The organism is Aurantimonas aggregata, from assembly GCF_010500835.1.
In the GTDB taxonomy this organism is placed as follows: Bacteria; Pseudomonadota; Alphaproteobacteria; order Rhizobiales; family Rhizobiaceae; genus Aurantimonas; species Aurantimonas aggregata.
This window is the reverse complement of record NZ_JAAAMJ010000006.1, coordinates 181,294-198,555: the sequence shown is the minus strand read 5'-3', so window position 1 is coordinate 198,555 and position 17,262 is coordinate 181,294. Positions and strand designations below refer to the sequence as shown.

The window sequence follows — 17,262 nt, the reverse complement described above, 5'->3', positions numbered from 1 at the left end:
CTCAATAACTCCATGTCGATCACTCCGATGTCCCCCGCACCGATGGCGTGGGAACGAGTTCAAACATGGGTCAGTTCTCGATGGAAAAACCGCTGCTGCCTGGGTCAGCTCTCAGTGGAAATCAACAGTTTGGTTGATGCTGGGCTTTGGTCTGCTCGGCTTCGCCATGGAACGCCTGTCGATACCGACGGCGCCTGCTGTCCTCGCTGTCATCCTCGGCCCCTTGGCCGAAGCATCGCTACGTCGGTCGCTTCTTATCAGCCGAGGGGAATTCGGGTACCTTTTCCAAAGCCCGATTTCCTTGGTTCTCATCGCTGTCATTTTGCTGATGATCGGGGTGCCGCTATGGCGGATCGCGACCGGTCGGCGAAAGAAGTCAGTGGTGCCGATCGATCCAGAGGCGACGTCTTGAGTATCAGCGACAATGTTCACCTGACCCTGCGCCGGAGGCTGATGTCCGGGCACTACGTTCCGGGAACGCAGTTGAAGGAGGAGGCGGTCGCCGCGGATCTCGATGTGAGCCGGACGCCGGTTCGCTCGGCGATCCAGCGGCTTATTACGGAAGGCTTGCTGGAGCCTGCCCCGAAGAGAGGCGCGATAGTCACGCAGTGGACCGCAAAAGATGCGGAGGATATCTTCAACCTGCGCATCATGCTGGAGGGATACGGGGCGTCGCTAGCTGCCAATCTGATTGATCCTGCGGGAATCATGGAGATGAAGCGGCTGAACAATGAGATGGATGCTGCTGCGCGGAGCAAGGCCGATGGACATCTCGACGAGATCCACCGGCTGAACCTGGAGTTCCACAAGGCGATCTATCAAGCCTGCGGCAGCGGGCATCTGCGGGCCTTCGGCTGCGGTCTCCTTGAATTCCCGCTCGTCATCGGCGGTTTCTACATCTACGACGACGAGGACATCATGCAGAGCATTCGGCAGCACGCCGAAATCATCGCCGCCCTGGAAGCCGGCAACCCCGACTGGGCGAAGGCGGCAGTCACCTGTCATCTCGCTGCAGCCATCGAGCGATTCAGGCGATCCGGCACGATCGGCTCGACGGATGCCGGGCAGCGGCGTGATCTTAGCTGACCTTTCGGCGCTCAGAGGGGACTGCCTTTGATGAGGGCGCCGTTGTCCAGTCCACGCCGGCAGATAGCGGAGCGCCTTCAGTCGCGCACCGAATTCGGACCGCAGACGTGCCACTCCATCTGGAAACCGGCTTCCCCCTCCCGTCCATAGCACCAGCCGCGCTTCGTCAGGATCGTGAAGTATTCCTCTCGCTCGCCACAGGCCCCCAGCGTACGCGGATCGTCTCCGGAACCGCCGCGGCAACGATCGTTCGCGTCGGCATAGAGTTCGATGATCTCGTCGGTATCCGCGTCCAGGCCATCCGCGTGCGTCTCTTGGGGCGTCGAGGCACAGCGCCTGAACACCGACCCAGAGACGGCGAATGCGTCCTCGTCGATGGCGACGTAGTGGCCGTTGATCCGCTTCGTTTCGCCCTCGGCGGCGCAGGTCGCGAGAAAGGTCACGTCCGATCCCGAGCGCCGGACCTTCGAGATGTCGCAGGACAGTTCGTAGCCGTCCTCGAGCGTGCGTCCCTGTATGATCCGAACGAACCTTCCCGTCGTGTCGGCATAGCGATCCACCATCTCGGCCGAGTCGAGCCCGCAGATTGACTGGTCCGTCACGTAGCGTCCGTCCGGAAAGGGCAGCGGACCGTCGGCGAGTGCGTGCAGTGCTGAAAGGCCTGTGACGAAAGCCGATAACAGCATGGTGGAGGCGAAGCGCATGGACAGATTCCTCATCGACCGGGCCCTCGAACTTCGAACAAGGGCTTTTCCTCGGCTGCCTTATTCCGCCCTGAAATTGGTACGGATCGACCGCAACCATGGCCGGAAGTCATCGCCCCACCGCATCCTCGGGATGTTACGCGTTAATGACGGAATCTGTCCTTAACGCGTAATATGGACGGGTCACGATCACCGGACCGACCGCAGCGTTGATCGTTACCGCTCCGGTTCTGCGTATTCAGATCTGAGAAGCGGCGCCTATACCTGTTCCGTCCCGCGACACTTGTGAAAGACCGCCTCGACCTCGCCTACGCCGGCTTCCAACGAAGTTGCGAAGAAGCTGGGCTCTGGGGATCGCGGATCGAATGCACACATGGAAAGCACCCCCGTCAGGTACGCCTCGGTGTCCATCGCTATACGCCTACCCGTCATCACAGGTCGGCAGCCTTCCACCGGCGTATGTCCGTGGACTATCGTGTGGGAAAGTGGCCCCTCATATTCTAGGAATGGCCCGCGGATGAGCAGGCAGGACCGCTCGTCTTGTTGGTGAACGGGTTTCGAGGGATCGACTCCCGCGTGAACGAACACGTACCCATCCTCGACATGGATGAACGGCGCCTGGCACAGGGTTTCGAGGTGTCTGGGATAATCGGATCTGATTCGCCTTTGCAGATCCAGGACGTTCTCGCCTTCGGTCGCGCCGTACGAGATCAGCGTCTGACTGCCACCTTGGGCAAGCCACTTCTGAAAGATCTGGCTCGGCCCCATCAGGAAATCGAGAAAATACCGATCGTGGTTCCCGAGCAGGAAAATCGAGCCCGGCCAGCGGTCGAGTGATTCGATTACTAGATCCAAGGCCCCCCTGCTGTCGGGGCCTCGATCGACGATATCGCCTAGGAAGACGACCCTCGGCTGGAGACCACGGTCTGCGGAATCCCGCCGGATGAAGTCTATCAACTCCGACAGGAGGTCAGATCGTCCGTGGACGTCTCCGATCGCGTAAGTGAGTCGCTGCATACCGATGCCCTCAAGACGGAAGAGTTGTTTACGGCATTGGGTCTGACCAGCGATTTAACGACTTCCACGGGTCACCGCGAATGCATGGCAACGTTGCAGGACCCCTGCAAACCCGTAATAAATGACGATCTTTGGGTGGAAATTCGCAAACTATGTGTCGCGAGACAACTGGTACGCCCAAGGGGAATCGAACCCCTGTTTGCGCCGTGAGAGGGCGCCGTCCTAACCGCTAGACGATGGGCGCGTGCCAGTGGCCGAGGATATAACCGGCGCTGCCGCCGGGTGCAAGGGGGGTTCTGGCATCGATTGCAGGTCCCGGCGAAGCCCGCGCCAACGGCCGGAAATTGCGCAAAACCGGGGGCGGCGCACCGCCTTCGGCCGTTCGGCAGGCCAGCCTGCGTGCCGTCAGCCGCCCGCGCCGAGCGTATAGGTGGCGAGAATCGCGCCGTCGGCCAGCGAGATCAGGTACAGGCGATTCCCCTCCCCGGTCGCGGCGTGGACCAGCGCGCGGTCGCCGTCGAGCGAGACGCTTCTGATGTCGGCACCGGCCGGCAGGGCGAGCGCGATCTCAGCGCCGTCCAGCGCCTGGCGGCCATCGGGGCTCATGGCTTTGTAGACAACGGCCGCCAGCACGGCCATAACCCCGATCATCATGACCCCGATCGAGACAGCCAGAAGCCGCACCATCTTGCGCCGCAGCCGCTCCACGGCCGGGTCAAGCGGCGCTTCCGCCTCTTCTTCGTCTCTGATGGTCATGATCGGTCCGGCTCGCTTCGTTGGCATGCTGCCCGGGTCCTACAGGGGTTGAACCGATGGATACAAGGCGGTTCCTCGTCGATGCCGACAGCGACGGCCAGCGTCTCGACATGTTCATCGCCCGCCAGAGCGGCGACAGCCTGTCGCGCAGCCGGGCGCAGGGGCTGATCGCCGATGGCGTCGTCAGCGTCGACGGCACCGTCGTCACCGCGGCCAAGCGGCGGCTGGTCGCCGGCGAAAACGTCGCCTTCGTCGAGCCACCGCCACTGGATGCCGACCCGCTACCCGAGGCCATTCCGCTCACCATCGCCTACGAGGACGACGACCTCGTCGTCATCGACAAGCCGGCCGGGCTTGTGGTGCATCCGGGCGCCGGCAACTGGACGGGGACGCTGGTCAACGCCCTCCTCCACCATTGCGGCGACAGTCTTTCGGGGGTCGGCGGCGTCAAGCGGCCGGGGATCGTCCACCGCCTCGACAAGGAGACGAGCGGGCTGCTCGTCGTGGCGAAGTCCGACATCGCCCATCGCGGGCTATCCGAGCAGTTCGCGGCGCACGGCAAGGACGGCAGGCTGGTGCGCGCCTATCTGGCACTGGTCTGGGGCATGCCGGTCCGCAAGGTCGGGACGATCGCGACGTCGCTCGGCCGCTCGACCACCGACCGCGTCAAGCGGGCGGTGGTGCCGGAAGGGCGCAGCGACGCCCGCCACGCCGTGACCCGCTACCGGGTCGTGGCGATCTCGGCGCTCGACGACGGCATCGCCACGCTGGTGGAATGCACGCTGGAGACCGGGCGGACGCATCAAATCCGCGTGCACATGGCGCATGTCGGCCATCCGCTCATCGGCGACAATGTCTACGGTGCCGGCTTCCGCACAAAGGCCGAGCGGCTCGAGGCACCGGCAGCCGCGGTGGTGAAGGCCTTCGAGCGCCAGGCGCTGCATGCGCACCGGCTCGGCTTCGTGCATCCGGTCACCGGAGAGGCGCTCGATTTCCACTCGCCGCTGCCCGCCGATATGCGGGAACTTTGCACCGCACTCGACGTTTCCTTTCCCGAATAGATGGGCATTCCGTTGCACCAGTCGCGGAACAAACGCGAACGCAGCGTTCATCGGCCCGATGCGTCAGTGGCCTGAAATCGGCCCCGGTTCATACCCATATTATTCATGTTGCGGGGGTTGGCGCGATGCGGCCTCCGTTCGGACCGGCTCGATGACGAGCGGTCCGGCACAGTGATGGAGGGGCACACATGGCCCAAGTGAATCTGCCGAGCATTGCCTCGGGCGAAGGCGGCCTCAGCCGTTATCTCGAAGAGATCCGCCGGTTCCCGATGCTGGAACCGCAGGAAGAATACATGCTGGCGAAACGCTACGCCGAGCATGACGATCGCGACGCTGCGCACCGGCTGGTGACCAGCCATCTGCGGCTCGTGGCGAAGATCGCCATGGGGTATCGCGGCTATGGCCTGCCGATCGGCGAGGTCGTCTCGGAAGGCAATGTCGGCCTGATGCAGGCGGTCAAGCGCTTCGACCCGGAACGCGGCTTCCGCCTCGCGACCTACGCGATGTGGTGGATCAAGGCGTCGATCCAGGAATACATCCTGCGCTCGTGGAGCCTGGTGAAGATGGGCACGACCGCCAATCAGAAGCGGCTGTTCTTCAACCTGCGCAAGATGAAGAGCCGGATCCAGGCGCTCGACGAGGGCGACCTGCGGCCGGAGCAGGTGCAGCAGATCGCGACCTCGCTCGGCGTGTCGACCGAGGAAGTCATCTCGATGAACCGGCGCCTGTCCGGCGACGCTTCGCTGAACGCGCCGATCCGGGCGACCGAAGGCGAGTCCGGCGAATGGCAGGACTGGCTGGTCGACGACAGCGAGACGCAGGAAGACCTGCTCGCCCGCGAGGACGAGCTGGACCAGCGGCGCGGCATGCTGCGCAGCGCGATGGGCGTGCTCAACGACCGCGAGCGCCGGATCTTCGAGGCACGACGCCTGTCGGAAGAGCCGCTGACGCTGGAAGCGCTCTCGGGCGAGTTCGACATCAGCCGCGAACGCGTGCGGCAGATCGAGGTCCGGGCGTTCGAGAAGGTGCAGAAGGCGGTCCGCGACACGGCGGACGCGACCAACCGGGCGCTGCGGCCGGTGCAGGAGCCGGCCTGACGCCGGACCCCGCCCGGAGGCCGCGAACTCTGCGCCTCACCTGATCCTGGAAACGAAAAGGCCGACCCCGCGAGGGGCCGGCCTTTTTAATATGCTCCGAACGAACGACGCGACTACCCGCGCCGACGTCCGGCGTCAGGTCTTGGCGGCCCAGGCGTCCATGGCTTCCTTGAACACCCGGTCGCCCGGCACGCCCTTTTCGATCGACATCAGCGCGCGCCGGCCGGTGGCGTAGGCAAGCGGGATGTCGATCCACTGCTGGCTCTCCAGCAGCGACAGATTGTTCTGCACCGCCTGGTCGAGATTGTTCAGGGCGATGATGAAGAAGCCGTCGGAGATCTTGCCGGCGACGCCGATCAGCGGCTCGCCGCGGGCTTCCTCGGTCGCCTTCAGCGCCAGCCGCTGGACGTTGGCGACGCCGCCGCCGGTGAAGTCATCCGGCGTGTCGAACATCAGCTCGACGACATGGCTTGCCGGCAACGTCGGATCGGCGTTGCGGCGGATGGTCATGGTCAGCTTGAGATTCTCGTCCGGCACGTCGGCGACGGCGCGGATCGCCGGCTCGGCCGGCTGACCCTCGGAGGGCGGCTCGTTGACGACAGACCAGACGACATTGCCGCTTTCCTGCGTGCCGGGCGTCGTCTCGGTGCGCTCCTGGTAGAAGACCGCCTTCTGGGCGACCGGCACACCGCCCTCGGCCGGGTCGGTGGCAGCCACCTCTTCACCGATCGCCGCCGGCGGCGTCGCTTCGGCGGGCGCCGCAGCGGCCGGCGGCTCGGCGCCCACGGTTGCCGGCGCCTCGCCGATCTCGCTGCTCACCGTCGGCGACGCCGAAGGCACCTCGCCCTCACCGGCCACCGGCGAGGCAGCGGCGATATCGGTGCCCTCGTCGAAGGCATTGGCGGCGCCGGGTGCCGGGCCCTCGTCCACTTCGCTGCCGTCGGGCAGCAGGCGCTGGGTGAACTGGCGATTCGACTGGCCGTTCGCCGATGCGGCGGCCGGTGGCTCGACCGCGGCGACTTCCGTCTCGTCCTCGGGTGCGACCTCGCCTTCGGCCGCAGCGGGAAGATCCGCCGTGTCAGTCGCGTCGGCCGGCGCCGTATCGGCGCCGGTGGCGATCGTCTCGATCCCCGGTCCGCTGTCGATCAGCAGGGCTTCGAGCTCGTCGCGATAGATCCAGCCGGCCGCCCCTGCCCCGGCCAGCAGCAGCACCACGGCCGCAGCCGCCAGCGGACGCTTGCTGCCGGAGCCGCGCTGGCGCTGGCCATAGCGCGGCGCCGACACGTCGGCGGCCGGAATGTCCATGCCGTCCTGACGGATGTCGGCGGGAATGACGTCGTCGTCGTCATCGTCGTCGTCGGGGCGAGCGGCGCCCTTGCCCGGCGACACGATGAACGGCGCACCGACGGCCGCGGGTCGTGCCGTCTCGTCCGGCTCCTCGGCTGCCATCGGGAAGAACGGCGCCGGCTCCTTGCGGGCCGGCTCGGACGATTTGCGGAAGCCCGGAAAGGCCGAGCCGGTGCCGCGATCGTCCGCGGCGCCTTGTGCCGAACCCTTGTTGCGCGCGTCATCCACGCCGGGCGCCGCTTCGGCGCGCGGCATGAAGGCCGGTCGCGGTTCAGCCGGCGGCGCGGCGGGCGCTTTCGGCTGCGCCGGGGTCGGCAGGCCTGCCGAGACGGGCGGGGTATCGCCCATGACGTCGGCGGGTGCGGCATCGCCGCCGCCCTCGATCCCGACATAGTGCGCTTCGGTCCGATCGATCGCGTCTTCCAGCGCGGCCAACCGGGCCGCCACGACGTCCTCCGCCAGCGGCGGATTGGCAGCCTGGATCTGCCGCTGGATCGCGGCACGGGCCTTCTCGTACACTTTCGCCCGCAACTGCGGCGTGGCGCGCGGCAGGCCGTCAATGGTCTTGCGTAATACGCCGCTCAAATCCGCCATGGATTGCAGTCACTCATCAGTCTTGATCTTCGGTAATCGCTGCCCCGACTCTAATCCTGAAACGGATCACGAACAAGTATTGTATCGTCGCGCTCGGGCGACGTTGACAGAAGCGTGACGGGCGCTTCCACCAGCTCCTCTATGTGCCTGACATATTTGACGGCCTGCGCCGGGAGGTCGTTCCAGCGGCGCGCCCCCGCCGTCGTGTCCTTCCAGCCTTCCAAGGTTTCGTAGATGGGTTCGATCCGCCGTTGCTCGGCAAGACTTGCGGGCAGATAGTCGATCACGGTGCCGTCCAGCCTATAACCGACGACGATCTTGATCTCGTCAAGTCCATCCAGCACGTCCAACTTGGTCAATGCCAGTCCATGGATGCCGTTGAGCGCGACCGCCTGGCGGACCAGGACGGCATCGAACCAGCCGCAGCGGCGCTTGCGGCCGGTGACGGTGCCGAATTCGCGGCCCTTCTCGCCGAGGAAGCGGCCGACCTCATTGTCCTGCTCACTGGGGAACGGGCCCTCCCCGACGCGGGTCGTATAGGCCTTGGTGATGCCGAGGACGAAGCCGAGACTGCTCGGCCCAAGCCCGGATCCGGCCGCGGCCTGTCCCGCCACCGTGTTGGACGAGGTGACGAAGGGATAGGTGCCGTGGTCGATGTCGAGAAGCGTGCCCTGCGCGCCCTCGAAGAGGATCCGGTCGCCGGCCTTGCGGCGCTGGTCGAGCAGGCGCCAGACCCGGTCGATGAACGGCGTGATCTCGTGCGCGACGGAGGTCAGCTCCTCGAGAATCGTCGCGGCGTCGATTTCCGGCTGCCCGAGACCGCGGCGCAGCGGGTTGTGATGGGCCAGCAGCCGCTCGATTCGTTCCGGAAGACTTTCGGGATGGGCGAGGTCCATGACGCGGATCGCCCGACGGCCGACCTTGTCCTCGTAGGCCGGGCCGATGCCGCGGCCGGTCGTGCCGATCTTGGTGCCGGTGCCGGCATTGTTCTCGCGGGTCGCGTCGAGTTCGCGGTGCAGGGAGAGAATCAGCGAAGCGTTGTCGGCGATGCGCAGCGATGCGGGGCTGATGCTGACGCCCTGCGCCTCGAGCCGCTTGCGCTCGGCAACGAAGGCATGCGGATCGAAGACGACGCCGTTGCCGATCACCGACAGCTTGCCGGACCGCACGACGCCGGACGGCAGCAGCGAGAGCTTGTAGGAGACGCCGTCGATGACCAGCGTATGGCCGGCATTGTGGCCGCCCTGGAAGCGCACCACGACGTCGGCGCGCTCGGAGAGCCAGTCGACGATCTTGCCCTTCCCCTCGTCTCCCCACTGCGACCCGACGACGACGACGTTGCCCATTCAAACTCCTTCGCGGGGGTGCCCGCTGATGCTGCCTGGAAAGCGGCCGGACTATAGAGAAGCCGTCCGGGTGATGCGAGGCCGGCTGGTACCGGCCGACGATGGTCGCGCGCCAATCTGGCGCAGTCTCGTGGTGCGTCGCCGAGGCACGCCGGCGCGCGGCACCGCGCTGCTCCTATCCGGGCCGGAGCCCGGCGGCAATGGCAAGCCGATGCCATTTGCCGAAAGGCCGGGGAACAACTAAAGCCACCTTATGACCCGCTTCGTCACCCATCCCTATGCCATCCTCACGATCGTCGCCCTGTTCTGGGGCGGCAACGCGATCGCCGGCAAGCTCGCCGTCGGCCATGTCTCGCCGATGCTGCTGACGCTGCTGCGCTGGACCTTCGCCTGCCTGATCATGACGCCGCTGGCGTTCCAGGATGTCCGGCGGGAATGGCCGACGATCAAGCGTCACCTGCCCTTCCTGTTCCTGCTCGGCGCCGTCGGCTTCACCTTCTTCAACGCCATCTTCTACCTGGCGATGAACTACACCTCGGCGATCAACGCCACGATCGAGCAGTCGGCGATGCCGCTGGTGGTGTTCGCGGCGAACTACGTACTGTTCCGCACCGGCGTGACGGTCTTCCAGCTGCTCGGCTTCACGCTGACGCTGATCGGCGTGCTGATCACCGCCGCCCATGGCGAGCTCGCGACGCTTTTGGCGCTCGACCTCAACCGCGGCGACGCGATGATCATCGTCGCGGTGCTGATCTATGGCGGCTACACGGTGGCGCTGCGGTTCAAGCCGGACATCAACTGGCGCTCGACGATCTACGTCCTGTCGCTGGCGGCGCTCGCCGCCTCGATCCCGCTCGCCGCCGCCGAATGGGCGATGGGCTACGGGCAGGCGCCGGACCTGCAGGGCCTGTCGGCGGCGCTCTACACGGCGATCTTCCCCGGCCTCGTCGCCCAGATCCTCTACATTCGCGGCGTCACGATGATCGGGCCCAACCGGGCGAACCTGTTCATCAACCTGGTGCCGATCTTCGGCGCCATGCTGGCGGTCGGCATCGTCGGCGAGGAACTCCACCCCTATCACCTGGCGGCACTCGCCTTCGTGCTCGCCGGCATCACGCTGGCCGAGCTCGGCGCCCCGCGCGGTACCCGTCCCGTGGAGCGCAAGCCAGCACCGCGCTGACGCGGTGCCGGCTCGTTTGTCGGAGAGACCGCCTCAGTCGACGCTGGCGACGTCGAACTGCAGGCGCTTGGCGCTGGCGATCTCCTTGTGGCCGCGCACCGCGTCCAGCACCGCGTCGGATACCGGCGAATCGACATAGAGCAGCGCGATCGCATCACCGCCCGGCCGGTTCCGGCCGAGCTGGAAGTTGGCGATGTTGACGCCGGCCTCGCCGAAGGTCGTGCCGAGAAGGCCGATGATGCCCGGCGCGTCGTTGTTGGTGGTGTAGACCATGTGGCGACCGACCTCGGCGTCGAGGTTGATCCCCTTGATCTGGATGAAGCGGGGCTTGCCGTCGGAGAACACCGTGCCGGCGACCGAGCGGGTCTGCTTCTCGGTGGTGATCGTCAGCTTGATGTAGCCGTCGAAGACGCCGGACTTGTCGCGGCGCGATTCGGTCAGCTGGATGCCGCGCTCCTTCACCATGATCGGTGCGGAAACCATGTTGACGTCGGAGACCTGAGACTTGATCAGCCCGGCGAGCGCCGCGCTGGTCAGCGCCCGCGTGTTCATCGCCGCGGTCGCGCCGTCATAGACGATCTCGACCGACTTGATCGGCTCGTCGGTCACCTGGCCGACGAAATCGCCCAGCACCTCGGCGAGCTTGACGAAGGGGGTGAGCGTCGGGGCTTCCTCGGCGGTGATCGACGGCATGTTGATGGCGTTGGTGACGGCGCCGCGCACCAGGTAGTCCGCCATCTGCTCGGCCACCTGCAGGGCGACGTTCTCCTGCGCCTCGGTGGTCGAGGCGCCGAGATGCGGCGTGCAGACGACGTTCTCCAGACCGAAGAGGACGCTCTCGGTCGCGGGCTCGACCTCGAACACGTCGACGCCGGCGCCGGCCACCTTCCCCGACTTGATACCCTCGGCCAGGTCCGCCTCGACGATCAGGCCGCCGCGGGCGCAGTTGATGATCCGGACACCGTCCTTCATCTGCGCGATGGCATTCTTGTCGATGATGCCCTTGGTCTTCTCGGTCATCGGCGTGTGCAGCGTGATGAAGTCCGAGCGCTTGAACAGTTCCTCGAGTTCGACCTTCTCGATGCCGAGCTGGCTGGCGCGTTCGGTCGACAGGAACGGGTCGAAGGCGACGACCCGCATCTTCAGGCCGACGCCGCGCGACGCGACGATCGAGCCGATATTGCCGCAGCCGATGACGCCCAGCGTCTTGCCGGTGATCTCGACGCCCATGAAGCGGTTCTTCTCCCACTTGCCGGCCTGGGTCGAGGCGTCGGCGGCGGGCAGCTGGCGTGCCACGGCGAACATCAGCGCGACGGCGTGCTCGGCGGTGGTGATCGAGTTGCCGAAGGGCGTATTCATCACGATGATGCCCTTCCGGCTGGCAGCCGGGATGTCGACATTGTCGACGCCGATGCCGGCCCGGCCGATGACCTTCAGCTTCGTGGCGGCTTCGATGAGCTTTTCGGTGACCTTGGTGGCGGAGCGGATGGCGAGGCCGTCATACTGGTCGATGACGGCCAGCAGCTGCTCCTTGTCCTTGCCGAGGTCGGGCAGGTAGTCGACCTCGACGCCGCGGTCCTTGAAGATCTGGACGGCGGTCGGGGAGAGCTTGTCGGATACGAGAACGCGGGGTGCCATTTGTTAGGTGTCCTGTCGATTGGTCGGCGGGCGGAGCGCCCGCTCATGACGAAGAGGATGGCTGGAAAGGCGGGCCGATTGGCCCGCTTCATGGATCTGAAATCAGCCGCCCAAAGACATTGGCTTCTGTCCCGGCCCTTCGAGACCGAAGCGGCGGCGGACGAATTCGAGCCAGAGCCCGTAGGGGCGGCCAAGGACGAGCATGAGGAGCGCGAAGCCGATCGTGCCGGTCAGGAGGGCGGTGCCGTCGGCACCGCCGACAGCGATGATCGCGGCGTAGATCGGCACCTGGAAGACCAGCAAGGCCGTGGTGTCAGCCAGGAACACACCCCATGAGGTCGACGGCGCGAGCCTAGCGAGCAGCCAGTTGCGCCACAGGCCGTAGGGCCGCGCCGTCAGGACCATCAATGGCGCGCCGATCGTCCGGGAGACGGCGACCTCGTCCCACGACATGCCGGCCACGAAGCGCTCGTTCAGCCCGCTGGTGAGGGTGAAGAACACGACGAGCGCCAGCGTATCGGCGACGAAGCTGCGTATCCCGACCGAAAGCGCCATGGCGTGCTCCTGCCCGCTCCGGGTTCAGGCCGCCTGCTTCAGCTCGCTCTTCTGCGCCTCGAAGGCCCATTCGAGCCACGGCATCAGCGCCTCGAGATCGGACGCCTCGACGGTGGCGCCGGCCCAGATGCGCAGGCCGGGAGGCGCGTCGCGATAGGCGCCGATGTCGAGGGCGACGCCCTCCTTCTCCAGCGTCGCCACGACGCCCTTAGCGAAGGCGGCCTGCGCCTCGTCCGAGAGGGCGACGATCGCCGGATCGGTGAACTGCAGGCAGACCGAGGTGTTGGACCGGGTCTCCGGCGTCTTCGCCAGGAAGCCGAGCCAGTCATGAGCTTCGACGAAGCGCTCGATCACGCCGAGATTGCCGTCGGCCCTCGCCTTCAGGCCCTTCAGCCCGCCGATCGATTTGGCCCATGCCAGCGCGTCGAGATAGTCCTCGACGCAGAGCATCGACGGGGTGTTGATCGTCTCGCCCTTGAAGATGCCCTCGATCAGCTTGCCGCCCGAGGTCAGGCGGAAGATCTTCGGCAGCGGCCAGGCCGGCTTGTAGCTTTTCAGCCGCTCGACAGCGCGGGGGCTGAGGATCAGCATGCCATGGGCGGCCTCGCCGCCGAGCACCTTCTGCCAGGAGAAGGTCACGACATCGAGCTTGTCGAAGGGCAGGTCCTGGGCGAAGGCGGCCGAGGTCGCATCGCAGATCGTCAGGCCCTGGCGGTCGGCGGGAATCGCGTCGCCGTCCGGCATGCGCACGCCGGAGGTCGTGCCGTTCCAGGTGAAGACCACGTCGCGATCGAAATCCACCTCGGCGAGGTCGACGATCTCGCCATAGGGCGCTTCAAGGACGCGGACGTCTTCAAGTTTCAATTGCTTGACGGCGTCGGTGACCCAGCCCGAGCCGAAGGATTCCCAGGCCACGACATCGGTGCCGCGGGCGCCGAGCAGCGACCACATGGCCATCTCGACGGCCCCGGTGTCGGACGCCGGCACGATGCCGATGCGATAGTCCGCCGGCACGCCGAGCACGCTGCGGGTATCGTCGATCGCCTGCTGGAGCTTGGATTTGCCGACCTTGGCGCGGTGCGAGCGGCCGAGGGCGGCGTCGCCGAGCGCGTCCAGCGTCCAGCCTGGACGCTTGGCACAAGGACCGGAAGAGAAACGGGGATTTGCCGGACGTAAGTCCGGCTTCGCGGTATTAGCCATCTGAGCTATCCTTTCAGATAGGTGCCTCTCGTTGGGGAGAGGTGTCCCACTGGCGTCGCTACGCTTCGGCCTCCCGGCGGTCAAGCGACAATTGTGAGACAGAAGGCCCTGCCCGGCCCATCCGGCAGATCAACGAAAAACGGCGGAGCCGAAGCCCCGCCGCTATTTCAAGGAGATGATCGCCGGGTCCTACCAAAGCGAATAGCGGATGCCGGCCTGGATCGTGTGGCGCTGGTAGCCGTCGTCCTCGAGGGTGAAGTCGAAGCCGTCGCCGCTCAGGCCGTAGAATGCGCCACCGTCGACATCGAGAAAGCGGTAGCCGACGTCGAGGGCGAGGTTCTCGGAGAAGTTGTAGGCGACACCCGCCATCAGGGCATAGGCGAAGCGCCATTCGGCGGTGTCGGATTCGGAAGCGTCGAAGAAGGTCGCGCAGTCGAAGCCGCCGAGGCTGCAATTGACGTTGAAATCGGTGCGAACGGCGCCGAGGCCGCCGCCGACATAGGGGGTCAGGCCGACGAACGTGCCGAGGTCGACATAGGCATTGGCCATCAGCTCCCAGCTCTTGGAGTCACCGTCGACCGAGAACGGCGAGAAGGCATCGCCGAAGTCGAGATCTGCCTTGGCATAGCGCGCCGTCAGGTCGCCGCGGAAGAAGTCCGTGAAGCGATAGCCGAAGCCCGCGCCGAAGCCGTAGCCGTCGTCGAGACCGATCTCGGCCGAACCGTCGCCACCGAGGTCAAGGTCACTGTCGAAGTCGTAGGACACGTCGCCGCGCAGATACCAGCCATTGCCGATCTCGACGGGCGCGATCTCCGGCACGCTCTCGTACATCGGTGCGTCGTAGATCGGCGGCAGGATGTCCGCGGCAGTGGCCAGCTGGGTGGTGCCGAGCAGCATGGCACCGATCATCGTCAGCGTTTTGGACTTCATCGCCCTCGTTCCCCGTCATCCCGTTTCGCGCCCGGGCCGCGCGCTCCGGCGGCGACCTCGTTGGCAGGGACTTTGGCAAGAAAAGCTTAACTGCTGATTAACCGTGTTTGTTAACCGTGTCGGATCTTGCCGGCGCCGATGGCGCACCAAAACGACAAAGCCGCCGCCCGGGGGGCGACGGCTTTGTCGGATGGCGATGCTGTCGATGGCTTACTTGTAGATCGGCTCTTCGTAGAACGGGGCCGGCTCTTCATAAATCGGGGCTGCTGCCGCATAGACCGGCTCCTTGCCCTTGCCGAAGCCGCCACTGCCGAACTCGTAGCGCAGACCGGCGCGCACCGCGTGCAGGTCGAAGCCATGGTCGCGACCCTGGACGCCGCTGGCGCCGAAGGCGGAGTCGACCTGGTCGTAGCCGAAGGCGTCACCCTCGAAGACACGGGTGTAGCGATAACCGACGTCGAGCTTGAGCTGCTTGGTGAGGTCGACGCTGGCGCCGGCCATCAGGGAGGAAGCGAACCGCCAGCTGTCCTTGCCTTCGTGGTAGCCGATGAAATTGCCGTCGGCGCCGCAGGTCGGATTGCAGATCTCGTTCGTCATCTTGCCGTAGCCGACATGGGCGAAGCCGAGGCCGGCGCCGAAATACGGGGCGATCGGGCCGAAATACGGCAGGTCGACATAAGCGTTCGCCATGGCCGTCCAGACATCGGCCGACGAACTGTCGTTGTAGTAGCAGCCGGCCCCGACATAGCTTGGGCAGTCGCTGCGACCGTCGATCTCGAGATCGTAATAGTCGAGCGAGAGGTCGGCGCGGAAGTGTTCGGCAACGCGGTAACCGACACCGGCGCCGACCGTGTAGGAGCCCTTCAGCTTGAGCTCGTCATAATGGTAACGCGAGCCTTCCTCGCCGAAGACGCGGTAGTCAGCGCTGCCCGAGCTGCTGAAGAGATAGCCGGCGTCGCCGCGGATATACCAGCCGGAGTAGTTCTCCTTGACCGGCTCTTCATAGACGGTCACCGGAGGCTCGACATAGATAGGCTCCTCGATAATGTCTGCCGCCTGCGCGGCAGCACCGAGATACGACAGGACGCCAATCGCGGCGACCGTCGTCAGAAGCATCAATTTCATTGCGATCATCTCCGATTGCACGTCTGGAGAGCAGCGTTCGAGCGCTCTCTTCACGAAACAAGGTAAATCGCAATGGTTAATCGTTAGTATAAATTGGCACCCAGAAGCTCACAGAGTTGTGCTGTTTTAAACACAGGCGGGAGCTCGCGACACTGCCTTCATGATAAAATGCCGCTACGGAAGCTTCTCTGGGTTGCATCGCTTATCTACGCTGCAGCCTGTCGTAGAGCCCCGACGATATCGTCGACGACCGAGCTGACCAGGCCGCGATCGTCTCCCTCCGCCATGACGCGGATCAGCGGCTCGGTGCCGGACGGGCGGATCACCACCCGGCCGTGATTGCCGAGGCGCTCGCGCCCGGCGGCGATAGCATGCTTGACCAGTTCGCGCTCGAGCGGCTCGCCGCCGGCGAAGCGGACGTTCTTCAGGATCTGCGGCACCGGCTCGAAGCGCCGGCAGACCTGCGAGACGGTGCCGCCCTTGCGCTTGACCACGGCCAGGATCTGCAGGGCGGAGACGAGACCGTCGCCGGTCGTGCCGTAATCCGACAGGACGATGTGGCCCGACTGCTCGCCGCCGACATTGTAGCCGTGCTCGCGCATGTGCTCGACGACGTAGCGGTCGCCGACCTTGGTGCGGGCCAGCGCCAGCTGCTTGCCCTCAAGGAAGCGCTCGAGGCCGAGATTGGACATGATGGTGGCGACGATGCCACCCGCCGCGAGCCGTCCGTCCTCCGCCCAGCTCTCGGCGATGACCGCCATCAGCTGGTCGCCGTCGACGACCGCGCCGGTCTCGTCGACGATGAGGACGCGGTCGGCGTCGCCGTCGAGGGCGATGCCGATATCGGCGCGCACTTCCCTCACCTTCTCGATCAGCGCGGCCGGATCGGTCGACCCGCAGCCCTTGTTGATATTGATGCCGTCGGGAGAGACGCCGAGCTTGACGATCTCGGCACCGAGTTCCCACAGCACTTCCGGGGCAACCCGGTAGGCGGCACCGTTGGCGCAGTCGATGGCGACCCTCAGGCCCTCGAAGGACATGTCCCGCGGCAGCGTGCGCTTGGCGAACTCGATGTAGCGGTCATGGACGCCGTCGACGCGCTTGGCGCGCCCGAGTCGATCGCCGGTCGGCAGCCTCTGCGTCAGGTCGTCGTCGAGCAGGCGCTCGATCTTCAGCTCGATCTCGTCCGACAGCTTGTAGCCGTCCGGGCCGAACAGCTTGATGCCGTTGTCCTCGAACGGGTTGTGGGAGGCCGAGATCATCACGCCGATATCGGCGCGCAGCGACCGCGTCAGCATCGCCACGGCCGGGGTCGGCATCGGGCCGAGCAGGAAGACGTCCATGCCGGCGGCGGTGAAGCCGGCGACCATGGCGTTCTCGATCATGTAGCTGGAGCGGCGGGTGTCCTTGCCGATCACCACGCGGTGGCGATAGCTGCCGCGCTGGAAGGCGATGCCGGCGGCCATGCCGACCTTCATGGCGAGCTCGGCGGTCATCGGGTGGCGATTGGCCGTGCCCCTGATGCCGTCGGTGCCGAAATATGTTCTGCCCATCGGTGTGCCTGTTCCTGCCGGCGGTGTCCTGGGGGCCGTTCCTATCGCAACGAGGCGGCACGCGGAAGCATAA

At 65.8% G+C, this 17,262-nt stretch carries 15 protein-coding genes, 1 tRNA gene and 1 pseudogene; 5 read left to right on the top strand and 12 right to left on the bottom strand.

Annotated elements, in window-relative coordinates:
• Together GTW51_RS11020 and GTW51_RS11015 are read left to right on the top strand one after the other, a co-directional pair.
• Positions 1-412, top strand: a pseudogene (locus GTW51_RS11020) (hypothetical protein); the annotation flags it as partial.
• Positions 409-1,086 (top strand): GntR family transcriptional regulator, encoded by a 678-nt coding sequence (locus GTW51_RS11015; RefSeq protein WP_163043965.1) that lies wholly within the window; start codon positions 409-411, stop codon positions 1,084-1,086. The pseudogene GTW51_RS11020 and the gene GTW51_RS11015, both read left to right, overlap by 4 nt.
• Before the next feature lie 77 nt (positions 1,087-1,163).
• Here the strand turns inward: GTW51_RS11015 and GTW51_RS11010 are convergent, their stop codons facing one another.
• The 4 genes from GTW51_RS11010 to GTW51_RS10995 all read right to left on the bottom strand — a co-directional run bounded on the left by GTW51_RS11010 (position 1,164) and on the right by GTW51_RS10995 (position 3,563).
• The gene (locus tag GTW51_RS11010) at positions 1,164-1,790 is read right to left on the bottom strand and encodes a hypothetical protein (protein ID WP_163043964.1); all 627 of its coding nucleotides are present in this window, start codon (positions 1,788-1,790) and stop codon (positions 1,164-1,166) included.
• A 258-nt stretch (positions 1,791-2,048) separates the two neighbouring features.
• Entirely contained in the window at positions 2,049-2,807 is a 759-nt protein-coding gene (locus GTW51_RS11005; protein WP_163043963.1) for a metallophosphoesterase, read from the bottom strand.
• A gap of 169 nt (positions 2,808-2,976) precedes the next feature.
• Positions 2,977-3,051, bottom strand: a tRNA-Glu gene (locus tag GTW51_RS11000).
• A gap of 161 nt (positions 3,052-3,212) precedes the next feature.
• A complete protein-coding gene (locus GTW51_RS10995) occupies positions 3,213-3,563 on the bottom strand; it encodes a fimbrial protein (RefSeq protein WP_163043790.1) in 351 nt (116 codons plus the stop codon).
• Between the two features lie 56 nt (positions 3,564-3,619).
• Between GTW51_RS10995 and GTW51_RS10990 the strand changes: the two genes are divergently transcribed.
• Positions 3,620-4,624: an RluA family pseudouridine synthase gene (locus GTW51_RS10990; protein WP_163043962.1), complete on the top strand. Its 1,005-nt coding sequence runs from the start codon at positions 3,620-3,622 to the stop codon at positions 4,622-4,624.
• A gap of 188 nt (positions 4,625-4,812) precedes the next feature.
• The gene (gene rpoH / locus GTW51_RS10985; RefSeq protein WP_163043961.1) at positions 4,813-5,721 is read left to right on the top strand and encodes an RNA polymerase sigma factor RpoH; all 909 of its coding nucleotides are present in this window, start codon (positions 4,813-4,815) and stop codon (positions 5,719-5,721) included.
• Between the two features lie 135 nt (positions 5,722-5,856).
• On the opposite strand, the gene GTW51_RS10980 is transcribed toward rpoH, so the two are convergent.
• Both GTW51_RS10980 and GTW51_RS10975 read right to left on the bottom strand, forming a co-directional pair.
• Entirely contained in the window at positions 5,857-7,662 is a 1,806-nt protein-coding gene (locus GTW51_RS10980) for a hypothetical protein (RefSeq protein ID WP_163043960.1), read from the bottom strand.
• 50 nt (positions 7,663-7,712) lie between these two features.
• Entirely contained in the window at positions 7,713-9,008 is a 1,296-nt protein-coding gene (locus tag GTW51_RS10975) for an adenylosuccinate synthase (RefSeq protein WP_163043959.1), read from the bottom strand.
• Between the two features lie 253 nt (positions 9,009-9,261).
• Between GTW51_RS10975 and GTW51_RS10970 the strand changes: the two genes are divergently transcribed.
• Positions 9,262-10,188 (top strand): DMT family transporter, encoded by a 927-nt coding sequence (locus GTW51_RS10970; RefSeq protein WP_163043958.1) that lies wholly within the window; start codon positions 9,262-9,264, stop codon positions 10,186-10,188.
• A 33-nt stretch (positions 10,189-10,221) separates the two neighbouring features.
• Here GTW51_RS10970 and serA read toward each other — a convergent pair whose 3' ends face one another.
• The 6 genes from serA to glmM form a co-directional block, all read right to left on the bottom strand.
• Positions 10,222-11,826, bottom strand: a complete 1,605-nt coding sequence (gene serA / locus GTW51_RS10965) for a phosphoglycerate dehydrogenase (RefSeq protein ID WP_163043957.1) — start codon at positions 11,824-11,826, stop codon at positions 10,222-10,224.
• Positions 11,827-11,928: 102 nt separating this feature from the next.
• Positions 11,929-12,381 (bottom strand): L-alanine exporter AlaE, encoded by a 453-nt coding sequence (alaE, locus tag GTW51_RS10960; protein WP_163043956.1) that lies wholly within the window; start codon positions 12,379-12,381, stop codon positions 11,929-11,931.
• 24 nt (positions 12,382-12,405) lie between these two features.
• Positions 12,406-13,581 carry a phosphoserine transaminase gene (locus tag GTW51_RS10955; RefSeq protein ID WP_163043955.1) on the bottom strand — a complete coding sequence of 392 codons (1,176 nt, stop codon included), beginning with the start codon at positions 13,579-13,581 and terminating at the stop codon, positions 12,406-12,408.
• 189 nt (positions 13,582-13,770) lie between these two features.
• Positions 13,771-14,511, bottom strand: a complete 741-nt coding sequence (locus tag GTW51_RS10950; RefSeq protein WP_246232949.1) for an outer membrane protein — start codon at positions 14,509-14,511, stop codon at positions 13,771-13,773.
• Positions 14,512-14,721: 210 nt separating this feature from the next.
• A complete protein-coding gene (locus GTW51_RS10945) occupies positions 14,722-15,636 on the bottom strand; it encodes an outer membrane protein (protein WP_246232946.1) in 915 nt (304 codons plus the stop codon).
• Between the two features lie 206 nt (positions 15,637-15,842).
• Complete coding sequence (gene glmM, locus GTW51_RS10940; protein WP_163043953.1) at positions 15,843-17,189, bottom strand: phosphoglucosamine mutase; 1,347 nt, start codon at positions 17,187-17,189, stop codon at positions 15,843-15,845.
• Positions 17,190-17,262 lie beyond the last annotated feature (73 nt).